We start from the raw sequence: 13,374 nt of genomic DNA on the forward strand, positions 1-13,374 counted from the left end.
GATTCAGCCGCGGCGTAGGCCGTTGAGGAAGGGGCAGCCGGCCAGGATGCGGACGGCGCGCCCCAGGGCTTCGACGTCTTCGGCCGGAGTCGCGAAGGGGAGGCGGAAGTCGTGGTCGCCGTCGATACCTTCGATGCGCAGGGTGAGGCCGTAGCGGTCGATGGCCAGGGGATGGATGCGGCCGTGGCGGAGCTTCGCCGGTAGGTGCCGGGCCAGCTGGGCGACCACATCGGCGTGGTCGGTGTCGAGATGCTGGAGCCAGGCCGATTCCAGCCCACAGAAGGGGTCGGGTGCGGCCAGCCGCAGTTCGTCCACGCAGACGGATTCGGCGCCGGCGGCGTCCGCCACCACGGCCGAGTTCAGGACCAGGCGCAGCAGGGTGGTGGTATGGCCGATATCCAGTAGGCCGGGGTGCGGGTGTTCCTCGGCGACGGCGCTGACCAGCGTCCGTTGGGCGCGGGCCGGTACACCACGGATCCAACCGCGCAACCAGACCAGGGCCCGGACCGGTTCGCGGAGGGGCAGTGGTGCGTGGTCGGTGAGTTCGAGGACGGCGGGTGCGCCGGCGATGGCGGTGTTCGCCACGAAGACGGCCGCGCTGTCGTTGGGTACCGCGATCACCACGTCGCCGCACCGGCGCAGGAAATGCACCGATACCGGGGTGGGATCGGCACCGGGGAGGGCGAGCACTGCCTGTTCGGCATGTGCGCAGGCGCTGCGGACACGTTCGGCGGTGGACGGGGCGGATGCGGCGGCGGTCGGCGCCATCGGTACCTCCATTGCGGGCGTGCCCGACTTCACAAGCTCTGATTTAGGTAAACCTAAGCTAAGTTAAAGAAGGGTGCAGCGCAAGGGCCCGATGGCTGCCGGCATCGGAGAGCGCGATCCGCTGTCGCCGTTCGACGGGTACGCGCTACGCGGCCGCGGACCCCCCCGGGCATACGATCTGGGGGTGGTAGCTGGTGAATCGCAGCCGGTACTCGTCGAACTGACCGTCCCGAAGCGCACGACCGAACGCGGACTAGTCGACGGTCTGGTGGTCCCGACCGGAACATTCGCCGGGGTTCGGCTGGTCGAGTCGGCCATCTCCGACGAAGCTGTCGCCGATCTGCTGGCCGAGGTCGCGCACAGCCCGGACGGTTTCGCGGCTCGCGCCGATACCGCCACCCGTGCGCTCGCCATCGTCGCCGCCACCGCCGCCGCACTGTGCGGCGACGATATCCGCACAGCCCTGCGCAGCCCGAACACCGCCTTCCTGGCCGGTCTCTCCGGTGGCGCGGTCGAGGCGGTCCGCGAGGTGCTGCTCGGGATCGAGAGCGAGGAACCCGCCGACCTGGAGCAGGCGTTGCGGGCGGCACTGCGCTGACCGGAGTGGCCCCGGCTGCGGCGTCCGGTATCTCGCCCGCGCTCGAACCCCGGCTCCGCGGGGCCGTCGATAGTGAGCTGATCCGGGCGCGCCCACGTCACCGGCTCGGTCCTGTGATCGTCCGGATCCCGTGGTCGGCGGGCCCGGCGCCCACACCAGTAGTCTCGTAGACGTGCCGCGTATCGCGTATTTCGGTCCGTCCGGAACTTTCACCGAGATGGCCCTCGCCGAATTCGAGAGCTCGGGGTCCTTCGACGGGCCGGTCGAGCGGGTCGCCGCGCCCAGTCAGTCCGCCGCCCTGGACCTGGTCCGGGCAGGCGAGGTGACCGCGGCGGTGGTACCGATCGAGAGTTCGGTCGAGGGCTCCATCTCGGCGACCCTCGATTCGCTGGCGATCGGGCCCCGCCTGCAGATCATCGCCGAGGTCGAATTGGAGGTGACCTTCACGATCGTCGCGCGTCCGGGCACCGAGATCGGCGCGGTGCGCACGCTGGCGGCCTATCCGGTCGCGCTCGCGCAGGTCAGGCAGTGGGTCCAGGACAGCCTGGGGGAGGTGGCGCTGCACACGTCGAGCTCCAATGCCGGGGCCGCCGAAGACGTGCGGGCCGGGCTGGCCGACGCCGGGGTCTCCACCATGCTCGCCGGGGACCGACTCGGGCTGATCGCGCTGGCCTCGGGCGTCGCCGACCACGAACAGGCAATCACCCGGTTCGTGCTGGTCACCGCGCCGCGGGTGGCGCCCGCCCCCACCGGCACCGACCGGACCTCCATCGTGCTCGAGGAACTGCCGAATATGCCCGGCTCGCTGATGCGGGCTTTCGCCGAATTCGCGACCCGCGGCGTAGACCTCACCCGGATCGAATCCCGGCCCACCCGCACCGGTATGGGAACCTACCGATTCTACCTGGATTGTGTCGGTCATATCGAAGACGCGGCGGTGGCCGAAGCGCTCAAAGCGCTGCACCGCACCGCGCGGATCCGGTTCCTCGGATCCTGGCCGGCCACCTCGGCGACCGGTACTCCGCCGCCGTCGGACGAGGACGCCGCCATCTGGTTGACACAGCTACGCAAAGGGGTGGCCGACCTGTGATGCGATCCCCCCGCCTTCACCGCGGACCAGATATATCCGCTCCGGAGGAGGCGATATGACTGCGAAACTGATACTGGTGCGACACGGGGAAACCGAAGGCAATGTCGCCAAAATGCTGGACACCAAGCTCCCCGGGCTCCCGCTGACCGAGCGTGGCGTGGCGCAGGCCAAGGCATTCGGTGCGGCCCTGACAGTCCCGCCGCGCGCGCTGTTCCACTCGCGGGCGCTGCGCGCCCGCCAGACAGCCGGCTATATCGAGGCCGCTACCGGGGTGACCGCGGTAGAGCGCGACGGCGTACACGAGGTGCAGCTGGGCGCTCTGGACGGACAGAGCACCAAGGAGGCCCACGACCGGTTCCAGGCCGTGTACCGGTTGTGGCACGAGGGCCGGTTGGACGAGCGCATCGCGGGCGGCGAAACCGCGCAGGAGGTGCTGGATCGGTTCGTTCCGGCGGTGACCGGGCTGCGGACCGAGTTCCTCGACGGTAGCGACAGCGGCGACGTTCTGGTCGTCACCCACGGCGCCGCCATGCGCTTGGTCGGCAGGTTCCTCGCCGGGGTCGCGCCACCGTTCACCACCAACAACCACTTGGACAACACCGAGACGATCGAACTCGTCTCGCGCCCGGACGGCGGCTGGGAATGCGCACGCTGGGGTCGCTTCACGCCGCCGTTCGGGGCGAAGGCGGAGGCCGGCGCCGATGACCCGATGGGCTGATTCCGGCTCAGGCGAGGTGCGGGTTACGGGGGAACTCGGCGCGTTCGGGTAGCGAGTTGATCAGATCCTGGAGTGCGATCCGGAGCCGGGCATCGGTACCACTGCTGAACGAAGTCCATTTGGTGCCGTCGTCGGCCAGGCTGGCCGTCGCGATGAACCGGCCCGCCCGGGTATCGAACACGGCGATATGGTTCTCCGCGATATCGCGGCTCGCATCGCCGTACACCACCCCGACGATCTCCGCGTGCGAGTCGCAATGTGCCATCGCCGAGGCGATCACCTGTGCGTCCCGCGGGGGGGTGCCGACCTCCGCCAGCCGGGCCGCGGTGGCCGTCGGATCTCTCGCATCGTCGAAGATGGGTACCAGTCGTTCGGTGGGAGCGTTCATCCCGGTGAGTTCCAGCGGTTCGGCCGGGCCGAGCGCCATGATGACGGGGGCGGGCAGATCCTCGGTCGCCTCGTCGATTACATAGGTCTGCGGGCCGCGGAGGGCGACGGTCACCAGGTCGTCACCCTTCGCCAGACACATCCGGCTCACCTGCCCCGCGACGATGAGGCGCAGCGCGACCACCCAGTGCGGCCGGTACAGGCCGCGCAGGCGTTCCGCGAGTTCCGGATGAATTCGTTCACCGTCCAACAGATCCCGGTCGGTGAGCGACCGGGCCGCGGCGTCCATCGCGGCGTCGTGGTCGACCTGGTTGTCATAGCGACCCCGTGCGTCGAGCACGACGGGTACCTCGTCGATCTCCAGTGCCTCCAGGAGGTACTGCATTTCGTCGAGGGACAGCGTGACCGCCGCCAGTGTCGACGGTCCGCGCCCTGCTCCGAGCACTGTCACTTGTCCGCTCGTGGCGGTTCGGCGCCGATCACACCGTCGGCGATGTAGCGACCGTCGGTGAAGTGATCACCGCGCAGGTACTCGGCGCCGTCGTGTTCCTGCTCGTCCTCGCCGGCGGCGCCGCGCGAATTGCCCAGCAGGGGACTGGTGGACGAGCCGGGGCCGGCCGGACGCACCGGTGCCGCCTCCCCGCGCGTGAGCGCGACGGTCTCCGTGGCCGGGGCCGTGGCATTCGTCGCCGGGGCGCCCCACCCCTCGGGCACCTTCAGGCCGCCGTTGTTGAGGCCGAGTGCCGAACCGCCGGGCATACCGCCGGCCCGGGTGGCCGCCGCCGCGGTGGCCGCTACGGCTCCGGTGACCATCGAGGGCGCCAACGGCGCCACGGCAGCCGGGGCCGGGGCGGAGGTGGTGGCCGCGACGAGCGCGTTGGCCCCCAGATTGCCGACCGTGGTGACACCGGTGCTCGCCACCGAGCCGGCGACATGCGCCGCCTGCGTTGCCGCGCTGGCCAATCCGGGATTCTGCGCCAGCGCGGTGCCGGCGGCGGCCAGCATCTTCACCGGGTCGCCGTTGGCCTCCTTCATGGCCTCCTCGGCGGAGGAGGAATCGACCTGACCGGCGCCGTTGGCGATCGGCGGTGGATTGAAGAACTCACCGGGGGTGAGCACGGTGGCGGAGATGGCCGCCTCGTAGGTCTCCATGGTGAGCGCGGCCCGCAGATCCAGCGCGGCCTTGGCGGCCTCGGCCACCTCGGAGGTGCCGTTCAGGACGCCGCCGGTGGAATGCGCCGCTACGCGAGCGGCATTGACCGCGGCGATCTCGGGCAGGCTCGGCATGGCGATCGAGGCGACGGTGTAGGCGGTGGCCTGCGAGGCGGCCTTGGTGCCGAGGGTGGCGGCCATGGCGCCCTGCTGCTCGGCCCATCCGGTGAAGCCGACGAGCCGGGCCAGGGCACCGATACCGTTGACGCTCTGCATACCGACGCCGAGCTCGGCCATGACCCGGACGACGGTGGCGGTCGCGTCGACCCACGCACCGGTGAGCCCACCCCAGGCTCCGGCGGCCGCGCTCATCGGAATGGCGTGCGAGCCCGCGTTCAGCGCGATCGAATTCCCCTCGGCGAGTCTGGGCAGCCAGAACACCCCGGTGATACCTGCGGTCATGTTTGTTTCTCCCCTTGTGAACTATCGATGGTGAATCGGCGGTCTCGCCGCATATGCGTGGTCACCGTGCTCTGCTCCTCGGTCCTGGCCTCGGTGTGGGCCGGCCGTACCGCCGCATCCGCTTCGGCGTATGAACGCGGACGGGCGCCGCCCGGCAGCACCACTAGGCAGCGATCGACCCGAACGGTGCCCCGGTCAGCGCCAGCACACCCGCCGAGGCCGCGTCCTGGACCAGGTACTGGGCCAGCTGGGTGCGCAGGATCGCGGCCGTATGGTGCAGTTCGAGGACGGCCTGGGCGAGCGAGGTCTGATGGGTGGCGGCGGCCTTGTTCATATGCATCGCACCGTGGATCGAGGCCTCGTCCGCGCCGGACGGCACGACATAGGTGGCCGGTACGGTGGCCGCGGCCACCCCGGCCAGCCTGTCGGCGAGCAGATCCAGCTCGACCGCGGCGGCCAGGATGAGCTCCGGTGTGACGTCGACGTTGCCAATCATGTCCTCGACTCCTTCTGGTGGCGGCTCTTGGGCGGAACCACGAGAATTCCCCCTACGAGTAGATCGGACGCGATACCCCCGCCGGCGGTTCCATCGATTCCGAAATTTTCTCCGTCGGCCCAGCCCCCGCCCGTGCATCCCCTGCCGGCTCGTTGCGTGGACCGGACTGAGCTTAACCCCATCCCAGCTGATGGAGACGGTCTTCGTCAATCCCGAAATAGTGTGCGATTTCGTGGATCACGGTGATCCGTACTTCCTCGATCACCTCGGACTCGTCGGAGCACACGTCCAGCAGCGCGTCTCGGTAGATGGTGACGGTATCGGGCAGCGAGCCGCCGTAGTGGCTGTCGCGTTCGGTCAGCGCGATCCCGTGATAGAGACCCAGCAGATGCGGGTCGTCGGGATTGCGCGGTTCGATCAGGATCACCACATTGTCGATGGCGCGGGTCAGCTCGGCCGGGATCTGGTCGAGCGCATCGCCGACCAGCTCCTCGAATCGTGCCTCGGACATACGGACCGGCATCATCACGCTCCGGCTATCGGGGCGCGGGACGCGGTTCCGGCTGCGGGGGCAGCGGTGCGGCGCCGGGCAGCGGCTTGGGCGTCGAACGGCCGGAGTTGGGCGGCGGTACGGGTTCCTGGCCGTTGATGAGCAACCGGCCCCGCGCCGGACCCACGATCGGCGCGAAACCCTCCTGGTCGGCACCCTTTCCGATCATGCAGTCGAGTTTTCGGCTACCCGCCAGCCAGCTGCGTACGTCGATGAAGTCGAAGAACACCGTAAGGGTCTTGTCCCGCAGCACATGGGGGCCGCCGAGATAGTCGTTGGTGAGCCGGCCGCATTCCTCTTCCAGGTACCGGTCCTGGTCCTCCTTGGCCGGCGGCCCGCCCGGGAAGCGCTGGGACAGATCCACGGTGGCCGCGATCTCGACGGCGTGTTCCTGACCGCAATCGATCGGATCGGTCGGGAGGTTCTGGTTGATACCGAGGCAGACGCCGGTTTCGTAGACCTTCGACTGGTCACCGTCGGATACCCGGCCAGTGGTGGCGATCGGATTACCGCTGAGTCCCGGGACCTGCAGCCCGCAACGCAGGATCCTGTCGCCGGAGTTGATCCAGCCGTCGTTGCTCGGATACATGAGTCCGACGGCGTAGCGGCCGCGCGGATCGAGCCGTCCGTTCAGGTACCGCTGGGCGGCGGGCACGCAGTGTTCCTCGCGGAGCTCGGTGAGCCGCAGGGAATCCGGCCACGGCGCCGCGGGCCCGAACTCGGAGCCGGGATAGACGCTCAGGTCGATGGTGTCGGTGACCTCGAAGAGATGATCATCGGCGCAGCCGAGTTCGACCAGATCGGAATGGTCGGGTTTGGTCCAGGTGAGACAGTCACCGGTGCCGACGGAGGCGAATACCTTGTCGGCCTTGGCCACCGAACCACCCGGGCTGCGGGCCTGCAGATTGGAATCGTTGTCGAACCCACTGACGAGCATGGTGCCCAGTGCCGCGACCACCGCGCCCATGGCGACCGCGAGCAGGCCCCAGCGCAACCTGGGCGCCGGTATCCGGCGCGGTTTCCCCCCGGTCCGGCGGGAACCGCCCGGCGCACCGGCACCGGAGCGGTTCCGGCGCTGCCCGGCCGCCGCGCTCCGGTCCGGGGACTCCGATGCTGCCGGCCCATCGGACCGCGGACGCGCCGCATCGGTCCTGCGACCGCGGCCCGGGCGGGCGGCACGCGAGCGCAACGATTGGGCGCCGCGAGGGCCGCGCCGGCTGGTGGGCTCAGTTTCGGAGGACATCGCGGTCCATCATGGCAGCGCCGCACCCGAACGTGCCACGAACCCGGCCGATCGGGATCGCGCGCGTGTTGTCCGAACAGGGTCTGCGGCGGGTCGGGGCGATACTCGGTTGAGGCGAGAATTCCGCGACCATTACGCTGGTCAGCCATGATCGACCTCCGCCTCCTGCGCGATGATCCCGAGCTGGTCCGCGCCTCGCAGCGAGCCCGGGGCGAGAACCCGGCCCTCGTCGACGCGCTGCTCACCGCCGACCACGCGCGCCGGTCCGCGATCGCGACCGCCGACAAATTGCGTGCCGAGCACAAGGCCATGGGCAAGCAGGTCGGCAAGGCGAGCAAGGAGGAGCGTCCGGCGTTGCTCGCGCAGGCCCAGGAGATGTCGGTGCGGGTCAAGGAGGCCGAGACCGCCCAGCACACCGCCGAGGCCGAGCTGCAGGAGGCGCACCGGGCGATATCGAATGTCGTCCAGGAGGGGGCGCCCGCGGGCGGCGAGGACGATTACGTCCTGCTCGAGACCGTCGGCGAAGTACCCGAATTCGATTTCACTCCGCGTGATCACCTGGAACTGGGTGAGGCGCTGGGGCTGATGGATATGGAGCGCGGCGCGAAGGTCTCGGGGTCGCGGTTCTATTTCCTCACCGGATACGGCGCGCTCCTGCAGCTGGGTCTGCTGCAACTGGCGGCCCAGCAGGCGGTGTCCAACGGTTTCACCATGATGATCCCGCCGGTACTGGTCCGGCCCGAGATCATGGCGGGCACCGGTTTCCTGGGGCAGCACTCGGCCGAGGTGTACCACCTGGAAGAAGACGATCTGTACCTGGTCGGTACCTCCGAGGTGCCGCTGGCCGGCTATCACGCCGACGAGATCCTGGACCTCGCCGCCGGGCCGAAGCGCTACGCGGGCTGGTCGTCGTGTTTCCGGCGGGAGGCCGGTAGCTACGGCAAGGACACCCGCGGCATCATCCGGGTGCACCAGTTCGACAAGGTCGAGATGTTCGTCTACTGCCGTCCCGAGGACGCCGACGCCGAACACCGGCGGTTGCTGTCCTGGGAGCGGGATATGCTCGCCGCCCTCGACGTGCCCTATCGGATCATCGATGTCGCCGCCGGTGACCTGGGCAGTTCGGCCGCGCGGAAATTCGACTGCGAGGCCTGGGTGCCCAGCCAGGGTACCTACCGCGAGCTGACCTCGACGTCGAACTGCACGACCTTCCAGGCACGCCGGCTGTCGGTCCGTTATCGCGACGAGAACGGTAAGCCGCAGACCGCCGCGACGCTCAACGGCACGCTCGCCACCACCCGGTGGCTGGTCGCGCTGCTGGAGAACCATCAGCAGGCCGACGGTTCGGTGCGGGTTCCCGCAGCTCTGGTGCCTTTTGTCGGGACCGACCTGCTCGCTCCACCGAACTGATGTGGTTGCGCGGCGAGAAATCGGGTACTTCATATACCCGGTTGGGTCGCCGGTGAGCTGATCAGTTGTTTAGGCTGTTCATCGTGCGAGGAAGCGGGTCTCGCGGCGATACCCGAACGCGGGTACGGGCCGCGTCTGGTGTGGCAACGGCCATGGTCATGTCCCGGACCACCGGGGCCTTCTATGTCATGGGCGGGGTCCTCGGTCTGCTGGTGACCGTGATCGCGCCCACCCAGGTGCTGTACCCGGGCGACGAGGGCAACCGGATGCTGGTCGGTTCGGCCGCGGCGGTCGCTCTGTTGCTGGGGATCAGCCTGCTCGGGTGGGGCCGGCGGATGCCGCACTGGCTGCACCACGTGTATGTCGTGCTGGCGACGGTTCTGGTGACCATCGCCGTGCACTCGTTCCCCAATACCGTCGCCGCGATCACACTCGCCTCGTTCTACGTGTTCGTGGCCTGCGACGCCGCGCTGTTCTTCGCCTGGACACAGGCCGCGGCCCATATCGCGCTGTGTATGGCCCTGTGCCTGTGGGTGCTGCCGACCCGCGCCGGTCTGCCGTGGTGGTCCGGGCTCATCCCGGCGGGTATCACCTTCGGCGTCGGGGTCGTGGTGGGCATCCTGACCCGGATGGCGTCGGAGGCCGATATCGACACCCTCACCGGGTTGCTGAACCGCCGGGGTTTCGATCGCGCGCTCAATACCGCGCTGGAACAGGCCGACCGTTCCGGCCAGGCGCTCGCGCTGGTCCTGGTGGACCTGGACCGTTTCCAGAAGGTCAACGATCATCTGGGGCACCGTGCCGGTGACGCCGTGCTGCAGAAGGTAGCCGATACCTGGGCCGCGCTGCTCGGGCCCGAGCAGCGCCTGGCCCGCTACGGCGGTGACGTGTTCGCGGCGCTGCTGCCGGGCACCACCGAGCAGGCTGCCATCCTGCTCACCGAGGAGCTGCGTGCCGCGGTGAGCACCGGATGTTCGGCGGGTGTCACCTCCTGGCAGCCGGGGGAATCGGCGTCGTTGCTGGTCAGCCGGGCCGATGTGGGGCTGTACCGGGCCAAGCAGGCGGGCCGCAACCGCACGGTACTGGAGTCGGGGCATCGCACTCCGCTGGCCGTGGAGCTGCGCGAAGCCATCGACAACGGCAGCCTGGACGTGCACTACCAGCCGATTGTCAGCCTCAGCGACGGCGGTGAGAAAGCGGTGGGGGTGGAAGCGCTGCTGCGCTGGTCGTCCAGCGCCCAGCCCGATGTCACCACCGAAGGACTGATCCGGGTCGCCGAGGAATACGACCTCATCGCCGACCTGGACGAACTGGTTCTGCGCCGGGCCTGCGCCGATGCCGCCCAGTTACAGGAGACGTTCGCCGCGCTGGAGCTGACCCTGAATGTGAACGTGAGCGGTCTGGAATTGGCGGAGTCGGGATACGCGGACAAGGTGGCCGCGATCCTCGAGACCACCGGCTGGCCGGCGGAGCAGTTGGTGCTGGAGGTGACCGAGACCGAACTGGCCGCCGAATCCGATACCGCCATCGCGAATCTGCATACGCTGCGCGACCGCGGCGTGCGGATCGCCATCGACGATTTCGGTACCGGGTACTCCTCGCTGAGCCGGTTGGCGACCCTGCCCAGCGACATCATCAAGGTGGACCAGTCGTTCGTGGCCGCCATCCGCTCCGATTCGCCGGCCCCGCCGCTGCTCGGTGTGATCGCGGCCCTGAGCAAATCCCTGGATCTGCAAGTCATCGCCGAAGGCGTGGAGACCGAGCACCAGGCAGCCGTACTGACCGAACTGGGTTTCGCGCTGGCGCAGGGTTACCACTACAGCGATTCGCATCCGGTGGCCGAATTGATCGGCGATATGAACAGCGGCCGCCTCGGTGCGCTGAGCGCTCGCGCGCTGGGCGATGCCACGGCCGACGAGAACGGCTGGGTCCCGCTGTGAACTCCGGCCGGTAGCCGCTCGCGTTCCCGACGTCCGCGGTGCGAACCCGAGAAAACCGCTTGACCCGCGCACACGCCTCGCGGATGCTGATCGCTATGCGACTGGTCTTCTACCACTGTTGAGCCGGAACCACGGGTTCCGGCCGTAGGGCCGGACGACGCGCGCTCGCCCTGCGAGCGACCCTGTTCGCTGCGACCGGGGACCTGGTCCCCTACTACGCGCTGTACGCGCTCCTCTTCGCCGACCACGGCTTCGGCCCGGGACAGATCTCGCTCCTGCTGGCCTGCTGGTCGGTGACGGCCTTTCTGTTCGAGGTCCCCTCCGGCGCGTGGGCGGATACGGTGTCCCGGCGTGGGCTGCTGATCCTGAACGGCTTGCTGATGACGGCCGGTTTCGTGGTGTGGACGGTGGCGCCGTCCTTTATCGGCTTCGCGCTCGGGTTCGTGCTGTGGGGCGTGGCCGGTTCGCTGCGCTCCGGAACCTTCGAGGCGCTGCTCTACGACGAGCTCGCCGCCCACGGTGCGGCCCGTGCCTATGCCCGGGTGATCGGTTACACCCGGACGGGGAGCGAATCGAGCGCGGTGCTCGCGATCCTCGCCGCGACCCCGCTCTACCTGTGGGGCGGGTACGCGCTCGTGGGCTGGGTCAGTGTGGGCTGCGCTGTACTGCACACCGCGCTGGCCACGAGCCTGCCCGCGGCCCCGAAATTCGTCTCGGCCGCCGACGTGGGCGAGCTGGCGGAGGTGAGTGCGGAGGGCGCGACCCCGGCGGTGATCACTCCGAGTCCGCGGCCGGTGATCTCGGGCCCGGGGGCTCCGGCCGTGCCCGGACCGGGAACGCTGGGGCGGTATGTGCTGATGCTGCGGACCGGTGTCGCCGAGGCGGTCCGGATCCGGGTGGTCCGGCACGGGGTGGTGCTCGGGGCACTGCTCTACGGGATCACCGCGTTCGACGAGTACTTCGGGCTGGTCGCCGGCGAAGCGGGCGTGGCCACTTCGTTCGTTCCCGTACTGGTCGGCGTGACCGTGCTCGGTTCGCTGCTCGGTTCGCTGCTGGCCGGGCGGACCGAAGCGCTTCCCGCGCGCACCCTGGCGTGGGCGCTGGGGGCGGCCGGTGCGCTGTTCGGTGCGGGCGCGGTGGTGGCCGGGCTCGCGGTGCGCTGGCCGGGCGCGGTCTATCTCTGCACCGGGCTCGGTTTCGCGTCGATCGCCGCCGCCTACGGGGTGGTGTACAACGCGGCGATCGTCGCCGAAGCCCGGCTCCAGGACGCCATCAGCGGTCCCGCGCGGGCCACGGTGATGTCGGTGTCCGGACTGCTGGAGGAACTGCTGTCGCTGGCGGTTTTCGGGTTCGTCGCGGCGGCCACACTGTGGCTTTCGGTCTCCTCGACGATCGCGCTGCTGGGCATCGCCATCCTGGCGCTGGGCGGATTGACGCCGTTCTGGCTGCCGCCCCGGCCGGAATCGGCGACCGCGGCGGAGGCCTGAGCCGCGGGTGGACGGCCCGGGCGCGGCGGCCGTTGGCGTCGTAGGGTGCGGTCATGGTTTCGCGGCGGTGGGGTCTGGGTTCCGGGCTGTTGATCGGAGCCGGGGTCGCGGTTCAGGGACGGATCAACGGTGAGCTGGGGGCGCGGCTGCAGGATGGGGTCGCGGCGGCGGTGGTGAGCTTCGGTAGCGGGTTCCTGGTGCTGGCGGTGGCAGTGCTGTTCGGTCCCCGGCTCCGGGCGGGGCTGCGGGCGGTCCGCCGCTCGCTCGCCGCGGGCGAACTGCGGCCCTGGCAGTTGCTGGGCGGGTTGTTCGGCGGGTTGTTCGTGGCGAGTCAGTCGCTGACCGTCGCCGCGCTCGGGGTCACGGCGTTCACGGTCGCGGCAGTATCCGGTCAGCTGCTGAGCAGTCTGATCGTGGATCGGCTCGGGGTGGGCCCGGGCGGCCGCACCCCGGTCACCGCGGCGCGGCTCGGCGGCGCGGTGCTGGCGGTGGGCGCGGTACTACTGGCCGGCTCCGGGGGCTCGGCGCCGGTCTCGCTGCGCACCTCGTCGTGGCTCGAAGGTGTGCCCGGACCACTGCTCCTGCTGCTACCCGCGGCGGCCGGCATCGGGCTGGCCTGGCAGCAGGCGTGGAACGGCCGGATCGGGGCGACGGGGAGCCCGTTCGCCGCCACGGTGATCAATTTCGCTGTCGGGCTGCTGGGCCTGCTGATCGTGGAAGCGCTGGTGGTGGCCCGGGCCGGTGCACCGGCCGAGTTCCCCCGCGAACCGTGGCTGTACCTGGGCGGTGTGATCGGGGTGCTGTTCATCGCCGCCGGGGTGCTGGTGGTGCGGTGGGTCGGGGTACTGCTGATGGGGCTGAGCACGGTGGCCGGCCAGTTGACGGCATCGCTCGTTCTCGACTGGGCGCTGCCCACGGGCGCCGAGCTGTCCCTGGTGAAACTGCTCGGTTGTGTCCTGACCCTGAGCGCGGTGGTTGTCGCGGCGAGAGCACCGGTACCGGGGGATCGCGAACCCGTGCGCTGATCATGCGCCGGGCCCCGGAAGTGGGACATCCGGGGCCCGGCGCGGTCG

13 protein-coding genes are annotated in these 13,374 nt (G+C 69.7%); 7 read left to right on the forward strand and 6 right to left on the reverse strand.

What is annotated here, in order from left to right:
* Positions 1–3 precede the first annotated feature (3 nt).
* Positions 4–768, reverse strand: a complete 765-nt coding sequence (locus tag ACQPYS_RS00390) for a DUF2470 domain-containing protein (RefSeq protein ID WP_433491412.1) — start codon at positions 766–768, stop codon at positions 4–6.
* 184 nt (positions 769–952) lie between these two features.
* Between ACQPYS_RS00390 and ACQPYS_RS00395 the strand changes: the two genes are divergently transcribed.
* The 3 genes from ACQPYS_RS00395 to ACQPYS_RS00405 all read left to right on the forward strand — a co-directional run bounded on the left by ACQPYS_RS00395 (position 953) and on the right by ACQPYS_RS00405 (position 3,174).
* Complete coding sequence (locus tag ACQPYS_RS00395; RefSeq protein WP_063040527.1) at positions 953–1,366, forward strand: hypothetical protein; 414 nt, start codon at positions 953–955, stop codon at positions 1,364–1,366.
* A 172-nt stretch (positions 1,367–1,538) separates the two neighbouring features.
* Complete coding sequence (gene pheA / locus ACQPYS_RS00400; protein ID WP_063040529.1) at positions 1,539–2,456, forward strand: prephenate dehydratase; 918 nt, start codon at positions 1,539–1,541, stop codon at positions 2,454–2,456.
* A 55-nt stretch (positions 2,457–2,511) separates the two neighbouring features.
* Complete coding sequence (locus tag ACQPYS_RS00405; protein ID WP_433491413.1) at positions 2,512–3,174, forward strand: histidine phosphatase family protein; 663 nt, start codon at positions 2,512–2,514, stop codon at positions 3,172–3,174.
* 7 nt (positions 3,175–3,181) lie between these two features.
* On the opposite strand, the gene ACQPYS_RS00410 is transcribed toward ACQPYS_RS00405, so the two are convergent.
* The 5 genes from ACQPYS_RS00410 to ACQPYS_RS00430 all read right to left on the reverse strand — a co-directional run bounded on the left by ACQPYS_RS00410 (position 3,182) and on the right by ACQPYS_RS00430 (position 7,215).
* Positions 3,182–4,012: an ESX secretion-associated protein EspG gene (locus ACQPYS_RS00410; RefSeq protein WP_433491414.1), complete on the reverse strand. Its 831-nt coding sequence runs from the start codon at positions 4,010–4,012 to the stop codon at positions 3,182–3,184.
* Positions 4,009–5,175 (reverse strand): PPE domain-containing protein, encoded by a 1,167-nt coding sequence (locus ACQPYS_RS00415; RefSeq protein WP_063040535.1) that lies wholly within the window; start codon positions 5,173–5,175, stop codon positions 4,009–4,011. Before ACQPYS_RS00415 ends, ACQPYS_RS00410 begins: the two co-directional genes overlap by 4 nt.
* A 163-nt stretch (positions 5,176–5,338) precedes the next feature.
* Complete coding sequence (locus tag ACQPYS_RS00420) at positions 5,339–5,671, reverse strand: PE family protein (RefSeq protein ID WP_063040537.1); 333 nt, start codon at positions 5,669–5,671, stop codon at positions 5,339–5,341.
* A 172-nt stretch (positions 5,672–5,843) separates the two neighbouring features.
* Positions 5,844–6,194 (reverse strand): metallopeptidase family protein, encoded by a 351-nt coding sequence (locus ACQPYS_RS00425; protein WP_063040687.1) that lies wholly within the window; start codon positions 6,192–6,194, stop codon positions 5,844–5,846.
* A 13-nt stretch (positions 6,195–6,207) separates the two neighbouring features.
* Positions 6,208–7,215, reverse strand: coding sequence for a septum formation family protein (locus tag ACQPYS_RS00430; RefSeq protein ID WP_245664737.1), 1,008 nt, complete (start codon positions 7,213–7,215; stop codon positions 6,208–6,210).
* Positions 7,216–7,611: 396 nt separating this feature from the next.
* Here ACQPYS_RS00430 and serS point away from each other — a divergent pair, with 396 nt between their 5' ends.
* The 4 genes from serS to ACQPYS_RS00450 all read left to right on the forward strand — a co-directional run bounded on the left by serS (position 7,612) and on the right by ACQPYS_RS00450 (position 13,326).
* Positions 7,612–8,874 (forward strand): serine--tRNA ligase, encoded by a 1,263-nt coding sequence (gene serS, locus ACQPYS_RS00435; protein ID WP_433491415.1) that lies wholly within the window; start codon positions 7,612–7,614, stop codon positions 8,872–8,874.
* Between the two features lie 158 nt (positions 8,875–9,032).
* The gene (locus ACQPYS_RS00440; protein ID WP_433491416.1) at positions 9,033–10,814 is read left to right on the forward strand and encodes a putative bifunctional diguanylate cyclase/phosphodiesterase; all 1,782 of its coding nucleotides are present in this window, start codon (positions 9,033–9,035) and stop codon (positions 10,812–10,814) included.
* Between the two features lie 293 nt (positions 10,815–11,107).
* Positions 11,108–12,301 carry an MFS transporter gene (locus ACQPYS_RS00445; protein ID WP_433491417.1) on the forward strand — a complete coding sequence of 398 codons (1,194 nt, stop codon included), beginning with the start codon at positions 11,108–11,110 and terminating at the stop codon, positions 12,299–12,301.
* Between the two features lie 53 nt (positions 12,302–12,354).
* Positions 12,355–13,326, forward strand: coding sequence for a DMT family transporter (locus tag ACQPYS_RS00450; RefSeq protein ID WP_433491418.1), 972 nt, complete (start codon positions 12,355–12,357; stop codon positions 13,324–13,326).
* Positions 13,327–13,374: the final 48 nt, after the last annotated feature.

Source organism: Nocardia grenadensis (assembly GCF_050942415.1).
In the GTDB taxonomy this organism is placed as follows: Bacteria; Actinomycetota; Actinomycetes; order Mycobacteriales; family Mycobacteriaceae; genus Nocardia; species Nocardia grenadensis.